This window comes from Chromobacterium paludis, assembly GCF_008275125.1.
GTDB lineage: Bacteria > Pseudomonadota > Gammaproteobacteria > Burkholderiales > Chromobacteriaceae > Chromobacterium > Chromobacterium paludis.
On record NZ_CP043473.1, the window covers coordinates 4,078,768 to 4,094,030 of the forward strand.

A 15,263-nucleotide genomic window follows, 5' to 3' on the forward strand; every position below is an offset into this window, starting at 1 on the left:
ATGGCACGTTCGCAGAAAAAAGGCCCGTTCGTTGACCTGCATCTCCTGAAGAAGGTCGATGCGGTACGGGCAACCAGCGACAAGCGTCCGATCAAGACCTGGTCGCGTCGTTCGACCATCCTGCCGGACTTTATTGGTCTGACCATCGCTGTGCACAACGGTCGCACTCACGTTCCGGTCTATGTTTCTGAAAACATGGTCGGCCACAAACTGGGTGAATTCTCTCTGACTCGTACCTTCAAAGGCCACGCTGCCGACAAGAAGGCGAAGAAGAAGTAAGGTGAAGCGATGAGAGTATCTGCAAATCTGAAAAGTGTTCGCCTGTCGGCTCAAAAGTGCCGCCTGGTAGCGGACCTGGTTCGCGGCAAGCCCGTTGACCAGGCCCTGAATATCCTGGCCTTCTCCCCGAAAAAGGGTGCGGTCATCATCAAGAAAGTGCTGGAATCTGCCATCGCTAACGCCGAGCACAACGAAGGCGCTGACATCGACACCCTGCGTGTCACCAGCATCTTTGTTGACAAGGGCGCTAGTCTGAAGCGTTTCACTGCCCGTGCTAAGGGTCGTGGCAATCGCATCGAAAAGCAGACCTGCCACATTTCCTTGACCGTTGGCAATTAAGGGGTAAGAAATGGGTCAGAAGATTCATCCGACGGGATTCCGTCTTGCCGTTAACAAAAACTGGTCTTCCAAGTGGTTCGCGTCCTCGCAGAACTTCCCGGAAATGCTGAAGCAGGATATCGAAGTTCGCGAATTCCTGAAGAAGCGTCTGGGTCACGCTTCGGTTGGCCGCGTAACCATCGAGCGTCCGGCTAAGTCCGCCCGCATCACCATTCACAGCGCCCGTCCGGGCGTGGTGATTGGCAAGAAGGGCGAGGACATCGAGATCCTGAAGCAGGAACTGCAGAAGCGTCTGGGTGTGCCGGTTCACGTGAACATCGAAGAAGTTCGCAAGCCGGAACTGGATGCGCAAATCATCGCCGACGGCATCGCTTCCCAGCTGGAGAAGCGCGTGATGTTCCGTCGCGCCATGAAGCGCGCCATGCAGAACGCCATGCGTCTGGGTGCCGAAGGCATCAAGATCATGTCGTCCGGCCGTCTGAACGGCATCGACATCGCTCGCAGCGAGTGGTACCGCGAAGGCCGCGTGCCTCTGCATACCCTGCGCGCCGATGTGGACTACGCTACCTCCGAAGCCAAGACCACCTACGGTATCATCGGCATCAAGGTATGGGTGTACAAAGGCGAGCTGAAGCCGGGCCAAGTTGTAGCCGCTCCGGCAGCTCCCGAGAAGAAAATGAGAAAGGGTGCCCGCAATGCTGCAGCCAACTAGACTCAAGTACCGCAAACAGCACAAAGGCCGTAACACCGGTATCGCCACTCGTGGCAACAAGGTGAGCTTTGGTGATTTCGGTCTGAAGGCTGTTGGTCGTGGTCGTCTGACCGCGCGTCAGATCGAAGCTGCGCGTCGTGCGATGACCCGTCACATCAAGCGTGGCGGCCGCATCTGGATCCGTATCTTCCCGGACAAGCCGATCACCTCCAAGCCTGCCGAAGTCCGTATGGGTGGGGGCAAGGGCTCTCCGGAGTACTACGTGGCTGAGATTCAGCCTGGCAAGATGCTGTACGAAATGGATGGCGTATCCGAGGAACTCGCTCGCGAAGCTTTCCGTCTGGCCGCAGCTAAGCTGCCGATCGCCACTGTGTTCGTAACCAAACAGGTAGGTCAGTAATGAAAGCGTCCGAACTGAAAGCCAAAACTGTTGACGAGCTGAAGGCGGAACTGCTGAGCCTGCTGAAGGCCCAGTTTGCGCTGCGCATGCAGCACGCTACTCAGCAACTCGCCAAGACCTCTGAACTGAAGAAAGTGCGTCGTGACATCGCTCGCGTTCGTACCGTTCTGAAAGAAAAGGCAGTTTAAGATGAGCGAAACCAAAGTGGTACGTACGCTGACCGGCGTTGTGGTCAGCGACAAGATGGATAAGACTGTGACCGTGCTGGTCGAGCGCAAAGTTAAGCACCCGATCTACGGCAAGATCATCCGTCGCTCCAAGAAGTTCCACGCACACGACGAGAACAACGAGTTCAAGGCTGGCGACATCGTTATCATCAGCGAGTCCCGTCCGCTCTCGAAGACCAAGTCGTGGGTGGTAACCGCACTGGTCGAGAAAGCTCGCCAAGTGTAAAAAGCTTGCAGAGGACTTAGGTCCTCTGTATAATGGCCATCTCCTGCACCTACTGTGTAGGAGTTCCGCCCTTACGGGGTCCAAAACTGGCCGTTTGATACGCCACAGAATGTTCTGTGGCGTTTCCGCTGTTCGAGCTGGCATCTAAGCCTTGCTTACGGCAGTGGAAAGTGACGGATAAAGTTGGATTAGAAAGGTAATCTCAAATGATCCAAATGCAGACCATGCTTGAGGTCGCTGACAACACTGGTGCGCGTCATGTGCAGTGCATCAAAGTGCTGGGTGGCTCCAAGCGTCGCTATGCTAGCGTAGGTGACATCATCAAGGTGAGCATCAAGGATGCCGCTCCGCGTGGTCGCGTCAAAAAAGGCGACGTCTACAATGCGGTCGTGGTACGCACTGCCAAAGGCGTGCGCCGTCCGGATGGCTCTTTGATCAAGTTTGACAGCAATGCTGCTGTTCTGCTCAACAACAAGCTTGAGCCGATCGGCACTCGTATCTTCGGGCCCGTTACGCGTGAACTGCGTACCGAACGCTTCATGAAGATCGTATCGCTGGCTCCTGAAGTGCTGTAAGGAGGTCACATGCGCAAAATTCGTAAAGGTGATGAAGTCGTAGTAATCACCGGCAAAGACAAAGGCAAGCGCGGTACCGTCCTGCGTGTTCTGGAAACCAAGCTGGTTGTGGAAGGCGTGAATGTCGCCAAGAAGCACCAGAAGCCGAACCCGGTACGTGGCGTAGCTGGTGGTATCGTCGAGAAGACCATGCCCATCGACGCTTCTAACGTCGCGATTTTCAATCCGGCAAGCCAAAAGGCTGACCGCGTAGGCTTCAAGGTTCTTGAAGACGGCCGCAAGGTGCGCGTGTTCAAGTCCAGCGGCGAAGTTATCGGCGCCTAAGGAGCAAACATGGCACGTCTCTACGATTTCTACAAAGACAGCGTAGTGCCGGAACTGATGAAACAGTTCGGCTACAAGTCGATCATGCAAGTTCCGCGTATCGAGAAGATCACCGTGAACATGGGCGTGGGTGAAGCTGTTGCCGATAAAAAGGTAATGGAATTCGCCGTGGGCGATATGGAAAAGATCGCCGGCCAGAAGCCGGTTGTCACCACCGCTCGCAAGTCCATCGCCGGCTTCAAGATCCGCGACGACTATCCGGTTGGTTGCAAGGTGACTCTGCGTCGCGAACGCATGTATGAGTTCCTGGACCGTCTGGTCACCATCGCGCTGCCGCGCGTTCGTGACTTCCGTGGTGTATCCGCCAAGTCCTTCGACGGCCGCGGCAACTACAACATGGGCGTTAAAGAACAGATCATCTTCCCGGAAATCGAGTACGACAAGATCGATGCTCTGCGTGGTATGAACATCACTATCACCACCACGGCGAAGACTGACGAAGAGGCCCGCGCACTGCTGGCCGCGTTCAAGTTCCCGTTCAAGGGTTAAGCACATGGCACGACTTGCACTGATTAACCGTGAAGAAAAGCGCGTCAAGCTGGCTGAGAAGTTCTCCGCCAAGCGTGAAGCCCTGATCGCCACCATCAACAACCAGAACCTCTCGGAAGAAGAGCGTTTCGCCGCCCGCCTGCAACTGCAGCAACTGCCGCGCAACGCTTCCCCGGTACGCCAGCGCCGTCGTTGCGCCGTGACCGGTCGTCCGCGTGGTGTGTTCCGTAAATTCGGTTTGGGTCGCAACAAGCTGCGTGAGATCGCCATGAAGGGTGAGATTCCGGGTGTTGTGAAGGCCAGCTGGTAATAGGAGACACATAGAATGAGCATGCACGATCCTATTTCCGATATGTTGACCCGCATCCGCAACGGCCAACACGCTTCCAAAGTCAAGGTTTCCATGCCTTGCTCGAAGCTGAAGGTTGCGCTGGCGCAGGTGCTGAAGGAAGAAGGCTACATCGAAGATTTCGCCGTTGCCGGCGAAGAGAAGAAGCCTGTTCTCGATATCCAGCTCAAGTACTACGCTGGCCGTCCGGTGATCGAGCGCATCGAGCGCGTATCCCGTCCTGGCCTGCGCGTGTACAAGGGCTCCACCGAAATCCCGAAGGTCATGAATGGTCTGGGCGTGGCGATCCTGTCCACCTCCAAGGGCGTGATGACCGATCGCAAAGCGCGCGCAGCCGGCATCGGCGGCGAACTGCTCTGCGTCGTGGCATAAGGGGGTCAAATGTCTCGCGTAGCTAAGAATCCGGTAGTCATTCCGGCCGGCGTCGAAGTGAAGTTCGGCGCTGCAGACGTGACTGTGAAGGGCGCCCTGGGCTCCCTGAGCACCGCTCTGTGCAACGACGTGGAAGTGAAGCTGGACAATGGCCAGCTGACTTTCGCCGCCAAGAACGACAGCAAGTTCGCGCGTGCCATGTCCGGCACCCTGCGTGCCCTGCTGAACAACATGGTGAACGGCGTATCCAAGGGCTTCGAGAAGAAGCTGCAGCTGGTAGGCGTGGGCTATCGTGCCCAGGCTCAAGGCGATACCCTGAACCTGTCTCTGGGTTTCTCGCACCCGGTGGCTCACAAGATGCCGGAAGGCATCAAGGTTGAGACGCCGACTCAGACCGAGATCCTGGTCAAGGGCGCTAACAAGCAGCTCGTTGGTCAGGTCGCTGCCGAGATCCGCGCATACCGCTCGCCGGAACCCTACAAGGGCAAGGGCGTTCGTTATGCCGACGAGGTTGTGGTTCTGAAAGAAACCAAGAAGAAGTAACTGAGGCACTGACATGGACAAGAAACAAGCTCGACTCCGCCGCGCACGTAAAACCCGTGCACGGATCGCGGAGCTCAAGATGGTGCGCCTCTCTGTGCATCGCACCAATAGCCACATTTACGCTCAGATCATTGACGAGACCGGCAGCAAGGTACTGGCCAGCGCTTCTTCGCTGGAAGCAGAAGTACGCGCCGAAGTCGCCAATGGCGGCAACGTGGCAGCTGCGGCCGTGATCGGCAAGCGCATTGCTGAAAAGGCAAAAGCCGCTGGCATCGTAAACGTGGCTTTCGACCGCTCCGGCTTCAAGTACCACGGCCGCATGAAGGCCTTGGCTGACGCCGCTCGCGAACACGGCCTCGTATTCTAATTCGGAGTAAAGAATGGCTAAGCACGAAATAGAAGATCGCGGCGACGGTCTGGTCGAGAAAATGATCAGCGTCAACCGCGTCACCAAAGTGGTCAAGGGCGGCCGTATCATGGCTTTCTCCGCTCTGACCGTGGTTGGTGATGGCGACGGCGGTATCGGCATGGGTAAGGGCCGTTCCAAGGAAGTTCCAGTTGCCGTACAAAAGGCAATGGAACAAGCCCGTCACAACATGATGAAGATCAAGCTGTACAACGGTACCGTGAAGCACACCGTTGAAGGCCGTCATGGCGCTACCCGCGTCCTGATTCAGCCTGCTAAGGACGGTACCGGCGTGAAGGCCGGCGGTCCGATGCGCGCGATCTTCGACGCCATGGGCATCCATAATGTGTCGGCCAAGATCCACGGCTCCACGAACCCGTACAACGTGGTTCGCGCGACTCTGGATGGTCTGAGCAAGATCAATACCCCGGCGCAAATCGCCGCCAAGCGTGGCTTGAGCATCGAGGACATCCTGGGGGTGGGTCATGAGTAACGCCAAGACTGTCAAGGTCACTCTGGTAAAGAGCCTGATCGGTCGCCTGGAGTCTCACAAGGCCTGCGCCCGTGGTCTGGGTCTGCGTAAGATCCGTCAGACCGTTGAAGTGCTCGATACCCCTGAAAACCGTGGCATGATCAACAAGATCAGCTACCTGCTCAAATTCGAGGGCTAAGAGATGCTGCTGAACACCGTACAACCGGGCGTCGGCGCCAAGCATGCCAAGCGCCGTGTCGGCCGTGGCATCGGCTCCGGCCTGGGTAAGACTTGCGGCCGCGGCCACAAGGGTCAGAAGAGCCGCGCTGGTGGTTTCCACAAGGTAGGCTTCGAAGGCGGTCAAATGCCGCTGCAACGCCGTCTGCCGAAGCGTGGTTTCAAGTCGCTGACGGCACGCTTCGTTTGCGAAGTGCGCCTGTCGGAGCTGAACCTGCTGCCGGTTAGCGAAATCGATCTGCTGTCCCTCAAGCAAGCTGGTCTGGTATCCGCTCAAGCCCAAGTGGCCAAGGTGGTGCTGTCTGGCAAGATTGAGCGCGCAGTGAAACTGCGTGGCATCGGCGCTACCGCCGGCGCCCGCGCCGCCATCGAGGCTGCCGGCGGCAGCATTGAATAAGGCATAAATCTGTGGCGAATACTTCTCTAGTGGCCAATGCCAATAAGTTTGGTGATTTGAAGCGTCGGATCTGGTTTTTGATTGGCGCGCTGATCGTTTTCCGCATCGGTGCCCACATACCGGTTCCCGGCGTGAATCCTGCCGAGCTAGCGAAGTTGTTCCACACATCGCAGACGGGCCTGCTCGACATGTTCAACATGTTCTCGGGCGGCGCCCTCTCGAGATTCACGGTGTTTGCCTTGGGCATCACGCCGTACATCTCAGCTTCCATCATTCTGCAGCTTGCGGCCGAGGTTCTGCCCAGCCTGAAGCAGTTGAAGAAGGAAGGCGATGCGGGACGTCGCAAGATAACCCAGTACACGCGTTATGCCACCGTGGCGCTTGCCTCTTTCCAGAGTTTCGGCATCGCGGTGATGTTGTACAAGCAGCCAAACCTGGTGATGACTGCTCAGTGGGAGTTTTACCTGACAAGCGTGGTGTGTCTGGTCACCGGAACCATGTTCCTGATGTGGTTGGGCGAACAGATCACCGAGCGTGGTATCGGCAACGGTATCTCGCTGCTCATCTGCGCGGGTATCGCGTCGGGTGTGCCGGCTGCCATCGGTAAAACCCTGACTCTGACCAGTCAGGGCTCTTTGCCCATCCTGTTTGCCATCCTGTTGTTCGTCGGGGTGATCCTGGTGACCTTCGTGGTGGTCTACGCCGAGCGTGGCCAGCGCAAGGTGCTGGTGAACTACGCCAAGCGTCAGGTGGGCAACCGCGTCATGCAGGGTCAGAGCACGCACTTGCCGCTCAAGCTCAACATGGCGGGGGTGATTCCTCCGATTTTCGCGTCCAGCATCATCCTGTTCCCGGCTACCGTTCTCGGCTGGTTTGGTCAGGGCGAGCACATGTCTTGGTTGAAGGGCGTAGCTGACAAGCTGCATCCGGGTCAGCCGATCTATGTGCTGCTGTATACCGCGGCAATCATCTTCTTCTGCTATTTCTACACGGCGTTGGTGTTCAACCCGAAGGAAACGGCTGACAACCTGAAGAAGAGCGGGGCGTTCATCCCGGGCATCCGTCCAGGCGAGCAGACTTCTCGTTACATTGAGAAGATCATTCTGCGGCTGACGCTGATCGGTGCGATCTACATCACGCTGGTCTGCCTGATGCCTGAATTCCTGATCCTGAAGTGGAACGTGCCGTTCTACTTCGGCGGTACATCGCTGCTGATCATGGTGGTGGTGACGATGGACTTCATGGCGCAGATACAGTCCTACGTGTTGTCGCATCAATACGAGAGCTTGCTGAAGAAGGCTAACTTCAAAGGCAACGCCCTTACCCGCTGACACACGAGTTCACACTGGGTTATATGGCTAAGGAAGACACTATCCAGATGCAAGGCGAGGTTTTGGAGAATTTGCCTAGCGCAACCTTCAAGATCAAGCTCGAAAATGGACACGTGGTACTCGGGCATATCTCTGGGAAGATGCGGATGCACTACATCCGCATCCTGCCAGGTGACAAGGTGACTGTGGAGTTGACTCCATACGATCTGTCCCGCGCCCGCATTGTGTTCCGCGCGAAGTAACGCATTCGCTCTTTTAGGATTTGAAAGGATCTGAACATGCGAGTACAGCCTTCTGTAAAGAAGATTTGCCGTAATTGCAAAATCATTCGTCGCAATCGCGTGGTACGCGTGATCTGCACGGACCCGCGTCACAAGCAAAAACAAGGCTAACATTTGTTAGACCTGAAATTGCGTGATACAATCGCAAACTTTTCAAGGTCTTAAGGCTTAAGGAAAGAGTATGGCCCGTATTGCAGGGGTAAACATCCCCAATCATGCGCATGCCGTTATCGGCCTGCAGGCAATTTTCGGCATCGGTCAGACTCGCGCGCAGCAAATTTGTGCTGCTGCAGGCGTGAGCCCCTCCACCAAGGTGAAGGATCTGACTGAAGCTGAAATGGAAACTCTGCGTGATCAAGTGGCTAAGTTCACCGTTGAAGGTGACCTGCGTCGTGAAATCACCATGAGCATCAAGCGTCTGATGGACATGGGCTGCTATCGCGGCTTCCGCCATCGTCGCGGCTTGCCGTGCCGCGGTCAGCGCACTCGCACGAACGCTCGCACCCGCAAGGGTCCGCGTAAGGCGATCGCCGGCAAGAAGTAAACTAAGGAACACAGATAATGGCTAAAGCAAACACAGCTGTACGTGTACGCAAAAAAGTGCGCAAGTCTGTTAGCGAAGGCATCGTGCACGTGCACGCTTCGTTCAACAACACCATCATCACGATCACCGACCGTCAAGGCAATGCATTGTCTTGGGCTACCTCTGGCGGCGCTGGTTTCAAGGGCTCGCGCAAGAGTACACCCTTTGCCGCTCAGGTAGCTGCAGAGCACGCTGGTAAAGTTGCCCAAGAATATGGTGTGAAGAACCTCGAAGTTCGTATCAAAGGCCCGGGCCCGGGTCGTGAATCCGCTGTTCGCGCACTCAACTCGCTGGGCTTCAAGATCACCAGCATCTCCGACGTGACGCCGGTACCGCACAACGGTTGCCGTCCGCCCAAAAAACGTCGTATCTAATTCGGAGAGTGTGAGAACATGGCACGTTATATTGGCCCGAAGTGTAAGCTCGCTCGTCGTGAAGGCACTGACCTTTTCCTGAAGAGCGCGCGTCGTGCACTGGATTCCAAATGCAAACTGGATGCTGCTCCTGGTCAACATGGCGCCCGTCGCGGTCGTCTGTCGGACTATGGCGTCCAGCTGCGTGAAAAGCAAAAAATCCGCCGCATCTACGGCGTACTCGAGCGTCAGTTCCGCAACTACTTTGCGGAAGCTGTTCGCCGCAAGGGCTCCACGGGTGAAAACCTGCTGAAGCTGCTTGAGTCCCGCCTGGACAACGTTGTATATCGCATGGGCTTTGGCTCCACTCGCGCCGAAGCGCGCCAGCTGGTTAGCCACAAGGCTATCGTGGTGAACGGCCAGGTTGTGAACATTCCGTCCTACCAGGTTAAAGCCGGTGACGTAGTGTCCGTCCGCGAAAAGGCCAAGAAGCAGGCTCGTATCGTCGAAGGCCTGGCTCTGGCTGAGCAAGGTGGCTTCCCGTCTTGGGTGTTGGTTGACTCCAAGAAAATGGAAGGCACTTTCAAATCCGCTCCGGAACGTTCCGAACTGTCTAGCGATATCAACGAACAGCTCGTTGTGGAATTCTACTCCAAGTAATCGCTAGCTCTTAGGGAATGACTATGCAAAACAGCGCTTCGGAATTTCTGAAACCTCGTCTGATCGATGTACAGCCGGTTTCCGCCACTCACGCTCGCGTGTCGATGGAACCGTTCGAGCGCGGCTATGCCCACACGCTGGGCAACTCGCTGCGCCGGATCTTGCTGTCGTCGATGCCGGGCTATGCTCCGACCGAAGTGACTATCGCTGGCGTTTTGCATGAGTATTCCGCGCTTGACGGTGTGCGGGAGGATGTTGTTGACATCCTCCTCAACCTCAAGGGCGTAGTGCTTAAGCTGCATGGTCGCGACAGTGTCGTGCTGACCTTGAAAAAGGATGGCGAGGGCGCTGTCTTGGCTAGCGATATCGAGCTGCCGCATGACGTGGAAGTGATCAATCCGGAACACGTGATTTGTCACATCTCCGCCGGCGGCAAGATCGACATGGAGGTTAAGGTGGAGAAGGGCCGCGGCTACCAGCCGGTGTCCGTTCGCACCAGCCATGACGACAACCGTTCCATCGGTACCATCCAACTCGACGCTTCCTTCTCGCCGGTTCGCCGCGTGAGCTTCGCTGTGGAAAGCGCCCGAGTGGAACAGCGTACCGACCTCGACCGCCTGGTTCTCGACATCGAGACCAATGGCGTGATCGAGCCGGAGCAGGCTGTGCGCAACGCAGCCCGCATCCTGATGGATCAGCTGTCGATCTTTGCCGACCTCCAAGGCACAGCGGTTGAAGAAGTCGTTGAAAAGGCGCCGCCGATCGATCCGATCCTGCTGCGTCCGGTAGACGATCTTGAACTGACGGTCCGTTCGGCCAACTGCCTGAAAGCAGAGAACATTTATTACATCGGCGATCTGATCCAGCGCACCGAAACCGAGCTTCTGAAGACTCCGAACCTCGGCCGCAAGTCGCTGAACGAGATCAAGGAAGTTCTCGCTTCCAAGGGTCTGACTCTCGGCATGAAGCTTGAGAATTGGCCTCCGGCTGGTCTGGAAAAGCCGTAAGTTTGAGACTAAAGGACATTAACAATGCGTCATCGTTACAGTAATCGTAAACTGAACCGCACGACCAGCCATCGTCTGGCGATGCTGCGCAACATGGCCAACTCGCTGCTGAAGCACGAAGCAATCGTGACTACGCTGCCGAAGGCCAAGGAACTGCGTCGTGTGGCCGAGCCGCTCATCACGCTCGGCAAAAAGCCGTCTCTCGCCAACCGTCGTCTGGCGTTCGACCGCACCCGTGACCGCGAAATCGTGGTTAAACTCTTCGACGTGCTCGGCGCGCGCTACGCTACCCGCAATGGTGGTTACGTGCGTATCCTGAAGTACGGTTTCCGCAAGGGCGACAACGCCCCGATGGCTCTGGTAGAGCTGGTGGACCGTCCGGAAGAATCCGTTGCCGTAGAAGACAACTCCGCCGAGTAATCGACGAAGTTGCAGAAAGAAGCCAGCTCTCAGGAGCTGGCTTTTTTCATGCCTTGCCAAACCGGACCCGATTCGTCGCGTCCGGTTTTGCTCATTTAGAAAATGGATAGCCCGGTGGCGGTGCTGAAGCGATCCAACGCTTCTAGGCCGAGCACGGAGTTGCCACGCGCGTCTAGCTGGGGGCTCCATACCGCTAGGCTCATCTTGCCGGGTATTACCGCCAGCAGGCCGCCGCCGACGCCGCTCTTCACCGGCAGGCCGACACGATAAGCGAATTCGCCGGCGGCGTCATAGGTGCCGCAAGTCAGCATGACGGCGTTCACCTGTTTGGCCTGGCTGCGGCTCAGGTATCTTTCGCCTGTCAGTGGCGAGACGCCGTGATTGGCCAGGAACAGGCCGGCCCGCGCCAGTTCGCGGCAGCTCAAGGCGATGCTGCAATTGTGAAAATACTGATCGAGCACGGTTTCCACAGGATGCTCGAGGTTGCCATAGCTTTTCATGAAGTGGGCTAAGGCGGCGTTGCGATCGCCATGCGCGCGCTCGGAGGCGGCGATGGCTTCGTCGGCTCGCAGCGCGGGGTTAGCGCACTCTCTCCGCAACCAGGCAAGCAGATGCGCATGCGCGTCGCCGAAATGGGCGATGGCCCTATCGGTAACCACCAGGGCGCCGGCGTTGATGAAGGGATTGCGCGGGATGCCGTGTTCGTATTCCAGCTGCACTAGCGAGTTGAAGGGATTGCCTGACGGTTCTTTGCCGACATGGCGCCAGAGCGCGTCGCCGTCGGCCTGCAGCGTCAGCGCCAGCATGAAGGCCTTGCTGATGCTCTGAATGGAGAAGGTGGTGTCGGCATCGCCGCAGGCGTACTGCTCGCCATCCAGGGTATGGATGGCGAAGCCAAACTGATGGGGAGGGATGGAGGCGAGCGCCGGAATATAGTCCGCTACTCTGCCCTGATCATAAAACGGCAGGACTTGCTGCCGAATGTCTTCAATGAGCGCTTGTAGATTCATTCAATGATTCTAATCAGCGCGCGCTGGCGCCGTCTAGAAGTTGTAACGCTGTTCCAATATCTCTAGCGGCGCGCCCAGTTCCAGCACGCCCTCGTTGCGCGCGCGAAGGTTCATGCCGAAGCAGACGCCTTCCGCCAGCCGGCGGGTGCGAATCAGCGTCTGCAAAGGCTCTCCGTCCTCGCGCTTGACGCCAAGCTCGGGATCCATGGTGGTCAGCACGCAGCGCGTGCACGGCTTCATCACATCGAACTCCACTTCGCCGATGCGGATCACTTGCCATTCATCCTCCTCCCACGGGTAGTCGCCGGAGACGACCAGATTGGGGCGGAAGTGGCGCAGGGTGACGGGTGCTGCCAACTGCTGGTTCAGGGCATCGAGGGAGGCCTGGTTGACCAGCAGATAGGGATAGCCGTCGGCAAAGCTCATCTGCCCGTCCTCCAGGAAGGGGCGCTGGGATTGGGCGCCAAGCCAGAGCAGACGGCAGTCGGCTTCCAAGATGTCGCCAAACCACGCATCGACACGGATGTCGCCATGACGGGCGGCGAAATCGTCTTGCCATACCTGAGCCGGATGGGCTTGGGTGTAGACGGTGGTCATGGCCAAAATGGGCGCTTTGCCAGGGTAGTGCAACAAGATGGCGCCAGGCATCAGTTCCACGCGCACGCGCAGCAACTGAGGATGGGTGCGCGCGGTGATCTGCTTGCCATCCGGCGAGACCAGCAGCCATTCTCGATCATGCAGCAAGCCAAGTTTGCCCGCGTAGGCGCGGGTGGTGGCGATGCCGCGGGCGGACTTCACGGGATGGGTGAACATGGCGGTCAAGTGCATGGGGATGACTCCTGAGTGGAAGGTCGATGCTAGCAGCTGGATGGGCTGGGCTGCCAGTACTTTATGACACAATCTTTAATCAAATCCCATGGAGAGGCGGGCAGGCTTTTTAAAGGTCTCGTTGCATATATCGCAGTGACAATTTACATTGGGAACTATTCGTCGATTGTCGGACGGAATCCCGTATGACGCTACGGAGGTGTGCCAGATCAAGACCGCTGCAATCTTGCAATGAATGACTCAGGTAATTTGGTTTAGCCGTTGAGCTTTGTGTGAATTAGGACTAAACCGGAGAAGGTAATAACAGCGTAACTGTGCCAGACGCGGCGATGTGCAAAGCGGCGATGGCTCTGCAAGTGATTGGGGATGAGGAGGAAGTGGTATGCGCTCTTTGAGAGTCAAGCTGATTGCTTTTATTGCCCTGCTGTTGGTGGTGTTGGGCGTGGTGATCACGGTGCTGGTCTACGGCCAGATGCGTAATGAGATCATCCAGGGCGTGGAAAACGAGCTGGATGGCACGTCCAAGGGCTATGCCGGTCTGGTGGCCAGTTGGTACAAGAGCAAGGTGGGGGTGGTCATTGCGGCCAACCCGCTGGTGAGTGAGCAGGACCCACGGCAAACCCTGGCGCGGTTGAGCCAGGCTGGCGGTTTCGACATGACGTACATCGGCACCGCCCAGCATGTGATGATCCGCTCCGACATGAAGCCGCAGCCTCAAGGCTATGATCCGGTGGCGCGCCCCTGGTACCAGCAGGCGGCGGCCAGCGGCAATCCCGGCGTGTCCGATCCTTATGTCGACTTCGACACCAAGAAATTGGTGGTGACTTTCGTCTCGCCGGTTAAGGACGGCAGCGGCCTGAAGGCCGTGGTCGGCGGCGACATCTTCATCGACGACCTAGTGAAAACCGTGCTGGCGGTTAAGCTGCGCGGCAACGGCTATGCCTTCCTGGTGGACAAGACCGGCAAGGTGATCGCCCACCCGGACGCCAGCCTGACGCTGAAGCCGCTGTCGGAAAAAGTGCCGGAATTGACCGGCGACCGCCTGACGCAGCTGGCGGGCAGCAATGGCATGGCGACGATCCAGATCGGCGGCGAGGACAAGCTGGTGGAGGTGCAGCCGGTGGAAGGCACCAACTGGCTGCTGGGCGTGGTGACGGATGGCTCCGTGGTGTCCGGCCCGCTGCATACCTTGCTGCTCACCATCATCGGTCTGGGCTCCTTGTGCGTGGTCATCCTGATTCCGGTGGCCAGCGTGTTGCTGAGCCAGATGTTGTCCGGTTTGGGCCGCCTGCGCGGCGCCATGCTGGAAATTTCGCAGGGCGAGGGCGACCTGACCCGCCGCATACAGGTCAGCGGCCAGGATGAGATCGCCGAGACCGCCAACGCCTTCAACCGCTTCATCGATCAGCTGCAACGCATGTTCGTGGCGGTGAAGGAGGAAGCGGAGCGCGTGACCAACGGCGTGGAGAGCGTGACGCAGACGGTGGACAAGGTGGCGCACGATTCCCGCCAGATCGCCGACGTGTCCAGCTCCAATGCCGCCACGCTGGAAGAGATCACCGTCAGCATCTCGCACATCGCCGATGCCGCGCGCGAGGCGGATGGCCTGGTCAACCACACCGGCAATGTGTCCAGCGAGAGCGCCAGCGGCATGCTGCAGATTTCCAACGAAATGAACAGCACGGTGGATGCGGTGAAGGGCTTGTCCACCATGCTGGCCTCGCTGGATCAACGTTCACAACAGATCAGCGGCATCACCAATGTGATCAAGGACATCGCCGATCAGACCAATCTGTTGGCGCTGAACGCCGCCATTGAGGCCGCGCGGGCCGGCGAAATGGGCCGCGGCTTCGCCGTGGTGGCGGACGAGGTGCGCAAGCTGGCGGAACGCACCGGCCAGGCCACGGTGGAGATTTCCGGCATGGTCAGCACCATTCGCGAGGAAACCAGCCAGGCGGTCAACAATATGCAGCGCACCGTCAACTCGGTGGATGGCGGGGTGGAGTTGACGCAAAACGCGGTGGAGCGCATCGAACAGATCCAGAACGCGATGCAGGAGGTGATGGCCAAGATGAACGAGATCACCCTGTCCACCAGCGAGCAGCATAAGGCCACTACGCTGATTGCCCAAAGCACCGAGCAGATCAACGGCCGCATCGTCGACAGCGACGATGCGCTGCAGACGGTGAGAGACACCTTGTCCGGCCTGACCCAGTCGGCCAACAATATGCGGCAGCTGTTCTCCAGCTTCCACGTCTGATAAGCAACGCTGCCCAGCAGCAGAAAGCCCGGTGATTCCGGGCTTTTTCACACCGGCATGCCGGTGGGCAAGGGGAAGTGGCCGGCGGGGAATGGGTCGGCGGGTTCCGACAATAATAAGCGG

The 15,263-nt window shown here is 57.8% G+C and carries 27 protein-coding genes; 25 read left to right on the top strand and 2 right to left on the bottom strand.

What is annotated here, in order from left to right; translation table 11 throughout:
* From rpsS to rplQ, 24 genes are all read left to right on the top strand, one after another.
* On the top strand, nucleotides 1-279 hold the full coding sequence (gene rpsS / locus FYK34_RS19360) for a 30S ribosomal protein S19 (RefSeq protein WP_011137729.1): 279 nt from the start codon (nucleotides 1-3) through the stop codon (nucleotides 277-279).
* A 9-nt stretch (nucleotides 280-288) separates the two neighbouring features.
* Nucleotides 289-618 carry a 50S ribosomal protein L22 gene (rplV, locus tag FYK34_RS19365; protein ID WP_043627133.1) on the top strand — a complete coding sequence of 110 codons (330 nt, stop codon included), beginning with the start codon at nucleotides 289-291 and terminating at the stop codon, nucleotides 616-618.
* A gap of 10 nt (nucleotides 619-628) precedes the next feature.
* The gene (rpsC, locus tag FYK34_RS19370) at nucleotides 629-1,330 is read left to right on the top strand and encodes a 30S ribosomal protein S3 (RefSeq protein ID WP_114061418.1); all 702 of its coding nucleotides are present in this window, start codon (nucleotides 629-631) and stop codon (nucleotides 1,328-1,330) included.
* Nucleotides 1,314-1,730: a 50S ribosomal protein L16 gene (gene rplP / locus FYK34_RS19375; RefSeq protein WP_043627131.1), complete on the top strand. Its 417-nt coding sequence runs from the start codon at nucleotides 1,314-1,316 to the stop codon at nucleotides 1,728-1,730. The genes rpsC and rplP overlap by 17 nt, the downstream gene beginning before the upstream one ends.
* Entirely contained in the window at nucleotides 1,730-1,918 is a 189-nt protein-coding gene (gene rpmC / locus FYK34_RS19380; RefSeq protein ID WP_011137725.1) for a 50S ribosomal protein L29, read from the top strand. The genes rplP and rpmC overlap by 1 nt, the downstream gene beginning before the upstream one ends.
* A gap of 1 nt (nucleotide 1,919) precedes the next feature.
* Nucleotides 1,920-2,183, top strand: coding sequence for a 30S ribosomal protein S17 (gene rpsQ / locus FYK34_RS19385; protein ID WP_149299364.1), 264 nt, complete (start codon nucleotides 1,920-1,922; stop codon nucleotides 2,181-2,183).
* Nucleotides 2,184-2,389: 206 nt separating this feature from the next.
* Entirely contained in the window at nucleotides 2,390-2,758 is a 369-nt protein-coding gene (gene rplN, locus FYK34_RS19390; RefSeq protein WP_011137723.1) for a 50S ribosomal protein L14, read from the top strand.
* Nucleotides 2,759-2,767: 9 nt separating this feature from the next.
* Nucleotides 2,768-3,082 (top strand): 50S ribosomal protein L24, encoded by a 315-nt coding sequence (gene rplX, locus FYK34_RS19395; RefSeq protein ID WP_011137722.1) that lies wholly within the window; start codon nucleotides 2,768-2,770, stop codon nucleotides 3,080-3,082.
* Between the two features lie 9 nt (nucleotides 3,083-3,091).
* A complete protein-coding gene (rplE, locus tag FYK34_RS19400) occupies nucleotides 3,092-3,631 on the top strand; it encodes a 50S ribosomal protein L5 (RefSeq protein ID WP_149299366.1) in 540 nt (179 codons plus the stop codon).
* Nucleotides 3,632-3,635: 4 nt separating this feature from the next.
* Nucleotides 3,636-3,941: a 30S ribosomal protein S14 gene (gene rpsN, locus FYK34_RS19405; protein WP_011137720.1), complete on the top strand. Its 306-nt coding sequence runs from the start codon at nucleotides 3,636-3,638 to the stop codon at nucleotides 3,939-3,941.
* A gap of 15 nt (nucleotides 3,942-3,956) precedes the next feature.
* Complete coding sequence (rpsH, locus tag FYK34_RS19410; RefSeq protein WP_114061419.1) at nucleotides 3,957-4,352, top strand: 30S ribosomal protein S8; 396 nt, start codon at nucleotides 3,957-3,959, stop codon at nucleotides 4,350-4,352.
* Between the two features lie 9 nt (nucleotides 4,353-4,361).
* On the top strand, nucleotides 4,362-4,895 hold the full coding sequence (rplF, locus tag FYK34_RS19415) for a 50S ribosomal protein L6 (RefSeq protein WP_149299368.1): 534 nt from the start codon (nucleotides 4,362-4,364) through the stop codon (nucleotides 4,893-4,895).
* 13 nt (nucleotides 4,896-4,908) lie between these two features.
* Nucleotides 4,909-5,262, top strand: coding sequence for a 50S ribosomal protein L18 (rplR, locus tag FYK34_RS19420; protein WP_149299370.1), 354 nt, complete (start codon nucleotides 4,909-4,911; stop codon nucleotides 5,260-5,262).
* Between the two features lie 13 nt (nucleotides 5,263-5,275).
* The gene (gene rpsE / locus FYK34_RS19425; protein ID WP_149299372.1) at nucleotides 5,276-5,794 is read left to right on the top strand and encodes a 30S ribosomal protein S5; all 519 of its coding nucleotides are present in this window, start codon (nucleotides 5,276-5,278) and stop codon (nucleotides 5,792-5,794) included.
* A complete protein-coding gene (gene rpmD / locus FYK34_RS19430; protein WP_043627110.1) occupies nucleotides 5,787-5,972 on the top strand; it encodes a 50S ribosomal protein L30 in 186 nt (61 codons plus the stop codon). Before rpsE ends, rpmD begins: the two co-directional genes overlap by 8 nt.
* 3 nt (nucleotides 5,973-5,975) lie before the next feature.
* Complete coding sequence (rplO, locus tag FYK34_RS19435; protein ID WP_149299375.1) at nucleotides 5,976-6,407, top strand: 50S ribosomal protein L15; 432 nt, start codon at nucleotides 5,976-5,978, stop codon at nucleotides 6,405-6,407.
* An 11-nt stretch (nucleotides 6,408-6,418) separates the two neighbouring features.
* Nucleotides 6,419-7,738 (top strand): preprotein translocase subunit SecY, encoded by a 1,320-nt coding sequence (secY, locus tag FYK34_RS19440; protein WP_149299377.1) that lies wholly within the window; start codon nucleotides 6,419-6,421, stop codon nucleotides 7,736-7,738.
* Between the two features lie 23 nt (nucleotides 7,739-7,761).
* Nucleotides 7,762-7,980 (top strand): translation initiation factor IF-1, encoded by a 219-nt coding sequence (gene infA, locus FYK34_RS19445; protein ID WP_011137712.1) that lies wholly within the window; start codon nucleotides 7,762-7,764, stop codon nucleotides 7,978-7,980.
* A gap of 36 nt (nucleotides 7,981-8,016) precedes the next feature.
* Complete coding sequence (gene rpmJ, locus FYK34_RS19450; protein ID WP_011137711.1) at nucleotides 8,017-8,130, top strand: 50S ribosomal protein L36; 114 nt, start codon at nucleotides 8,017-8,019, stop codon at nucleotides 8,128-8,130.
* A 70-nt stretch (nucleotides 8,131-8,200) separates the two neighbouring features.
* Nucleotides 8,201-8,563, top strand: a complete 363-nt coding sequence (gene rpsM, locus FYK34_RS19455; protein ID WP_149299379.1) for a 30S ribosomal protein S13 — start codon at nucleotides 8,201-8,203, stop codon at nucleotides 8,561-8,563.
* A gap of 17 nt (nucleotides 8,564-8,580) precedes the next feature.
* Entirely contained in the window at nucleotides 8,581-8,976 is a 396-nt protein-coding gene (gene rpsK / locus FYK34_RS19460; protein ID WP_011137709.1) for a 30S ribosomal protein S11, read from the top strand.
* An 18-nt stretch (nucleotides 8,977-8,994) separates the two neighbouring features.
* On the top strand, nucleotides 8,995-9,615 hold the full coding sequence (gene rpsD, locus FYK34_RS19465; RefSeq protein WP_114061424.1) for a 30S ribosomal protein S4: 621 nt from the start codon (nucleotides 8,995-8,997) through the stop codon (nucleotides 9,613-9,615).
* A gap of 23 nt (nucleotides 9,616-9,638) precedes the next feature.
* Entirely contained in the window at nucleotides 9,639-10,622 is a 984-nt protein-coding gene (locus tag FYK34_RS19470; protein WP_149299382.1) for a DNA-directed RNA polymerase subunit alpha, read from the top strand.
* A gap of 24 nt (nucleotides 10,623-10,646) precedes the next feature.
* Nucleotides 10,647-11,042 (top strand): 50S ribosomal protein L17, encoded by a 396-nt coding sequence (gene rplQ / locus FYK34_RS19475; protein WP_103903487.1) that lies wholly within the window; start codon nucleotides 10,647-10,649, stop codon nucleotides 11,040-11,042.
* A gap of 95 nt (nucleotides 11,043-11,137) precedes the next feature.
* Here rplQ and FYK34_RS19480 read toward each other — a convergent pair whose 3' ends face one another.
* Nucleotides 11,138-12,052 carry a glutaminase gene (locus tag FYK34_RS19480; RefSeq protein ID WP_149299384.1) on the bottom strand — a complete coding sequence of 305 codons (915 nt, stop codon included), beginning with the start codon at nucleotides 12,050-12,052 and terminating at the stop codon, nucleotides 11,138-11,140.
* Between the two features lie 33 nt (nucleotides 12,053-12,085).
* Nucleotides 12,086-12,880, bottom strand: coding sequence for an MOSC domain-containing protein (locus tag FYK34_RS19485; protein WP_149299386.1), 795 nt, complete (start codon nucleotides 12,878-12,880; stop codon nucleotides 12,086-12,088).
* 382 nt (nucleotides 12,881-13,262) lie between these two features.
* Here FYK34_RS19485 and FYK34_RS19490 point away from each other — a divergent pair, with 382 nt between their 5' ends.
* On the top strand, nucleotides 13,263-15,140 hold the full coding sequence (locus FYK34_RS19490; RefSeq protein WP_149299388.1) for a methyl-accepting chemotaxis protein: 1,878 nt from the start codon (nucleotides 13,263-13,265) through the stop codon (nucleotides 15,138-15,140).
* Nucleotides 15,141-15,263: the final 123 nt, after the last annotated feature.

What these genes read in the sequence shown, in the direction of transcription:
- rpsS (WP_011137729.1), top strand. Translation starts at nt 1, where the DNA reads ATGGCACGTTCGCAGAAAAAAGGCCCGTTCGTTGACCTGCATCTCCTG.
- rplV (WP_043627133.1), top strand. Translation starts at nt 289, where the DNA reads ATGAGAGTATCTGCAAATCTGAAAAGTGTTCGCCTGTCGGCTCAAAAG.
- rpsC (WP_114061418.1), top strand. Translation starts at nt 629, where the DNA reads ATGGGTCAGAAGATTCATCCGACGGGATTCCGTCTTGCCGTTAACAAA.
- rplP (WP_043627131.1), top strand. Translation starts at nt 1,314, where the DNA reads ATGCTGCAGCCAACTAGACTCAAGTACCGCAAACAGCACAAAGGCCGT.
- rpmC (WP_011137725.1), top strand. Translation starts at nt 1,730, where the DNA reads ATGAAAGCGTCCGAACTGAAAGCCAAAACTGTTGACGAGCTGAAGGCG.
- rpsQ (WP_149299364.1), top strand. Translation starts at nt 1,920, where the DNA reads ATGAGCGAAACCAAAGTGGTACGTACGCTGACCGGCGTTGTGGTCAGC.
- rplN (WP_011137723.1), top strand. Translation starts at nt 2,390, where the DNA reads ATGATCCAAATGCAGACCATGCTTGAGGTCGCTGACAACACTGGTGCG.
- rplX (WP_011137722.1), top strand. Translation starts at nt 2,768, where the DNA reads ATGCGCAAAATTCGTAAAGGTGATGAAGTCGTAGTAATCACCGGCAAA.
- rplE (WP_149299366.1), top strand. Translation starts at nt 3,092, where the DNA reads ATGGCACGTCTCTACGATTTCTACAAAGACAGCGTAGTGCCGGAACTG.
- rpsN (WP_011137720.1), top strand. Translation starts at nt 3,636, where the DNA reads ATGGCACGACTTGCACTGATTAACCGTGAAGAAAAGCGCGTCAAGCTG.
- rpsH (WP_114061419.1), top strand. Translation starts at nt 3,957, where the DNA reads ATGAGCATGCACGATCCTATTTCCGATATGTTGACCCGCATCCGCAAC.
- rplF (WP_149299368.1), top strand. Translation starts at nt 4,362, where the DNA reads ATGTCTCGCGTAGCTAAGAATCCGGTAGTCATTCCGGCCGGCGTCGAA.
- rplR (WP_149299370.1), top strand. Translation starts at nt 4,909, where the DNA reads ATGGACAAGAAACAAGCTCGACTCCGCCGCGCACGTAAAACCCGTGCA.
- rpsE (WP_149299372.1), top strand. Translation starts at nt 5,276, where the DNA reads ATGGCTAAGCACGAAATAGAAGATCGCGGCGACGGTCTGGTCGAGAAA.
- rpmD (WP_043627110.1), top strand. Translation starts at nt 5,787, where the DNA reads ATGAGTAACGCCAAGACTGTCAAGGTCACTCTGGTAAAGAGCCTGATC.
- rplO (WP_149299375.1), top strand. Translation starts at nt 5,976, where the DNA reads ATGCTGCTGAACACCGTACAACCGGGCGTCGGCGCCAAGCATGCCAAG.
- infA (WP_011137712.1), top strand. Translation starts at nt 7,762, where the DNA reads ATGGCTAAGGAAGACACTATCCAGATGCAAGGCGAGGTTTTGGAGAAT.
- rpmJ (WP_011137711.1), top strand. Translation starts at nt 8,017, where the DNA reads ATGCGAGTACAGCCTTCTGTAAAGAAGATTTGCCGTAATTGCAAAATC.
- rpsM (WP_149299379.1), top strand. Translation starts at nt 8,201, where the DNA reads ATGGCCCGTATTGCAGGGGTAAACATCCCCAATCATGCGCATGCCGTT.
- rpsK (WP_011137709.1), top strand. Translation starts at nt 8,581, where the DNA reads ATGGCTAAAGCAAACACAGCTGTACGTGTACGCAAAAAAGTGCGCAAG.
- rpsD (WP_114061424.1), top strand. Translation starts at nt 8,995, where the DNA reads ATGGCACGTTATATTGGCCCGAAGTGTAAGCTCGCTCGTCGTGAAGGC.
- FYK34_RS19470 (WP_149299382.1), top strand. Translation starts at nt 9,639, where the DNA reads ATGCAAAACAGCGCTTCGGAATTTCTGAAACCTCGTCTGATCGATGTA.
- rplQ (WP_103903487.1), top strand. Translation starts at nt 10,647, where the DNA reads ATGCGTCATCGTTACAGTAATCGTAAACTGAACCGCACGACCAGCCAT.
- FYK34_RS19480 (WP_149299384.1), bottom strand. Translation starts at nt 12,052, where the DNA reads ATGAATCTACAAGCGCTCATTGAAGACATTCGGCAGCAAGTCCTGCCG.
- FYK34_RS19485 (WP_149299386.1), bottom strand. Translation starts at nt 12,880, where the DNA reads ATGCACTTGACCGCCATGTTCACCCATCCCGTGAAGTCCGCCCGCGGC.
- FYK34_RS19490 (WP_149299388.1), top strand. Translation starts at nt 13,263, where the DNA reads ATGCGCTCTTTGAGAGTCAAGCTGATTGCTTTTATTGCCCTGCTGTTG.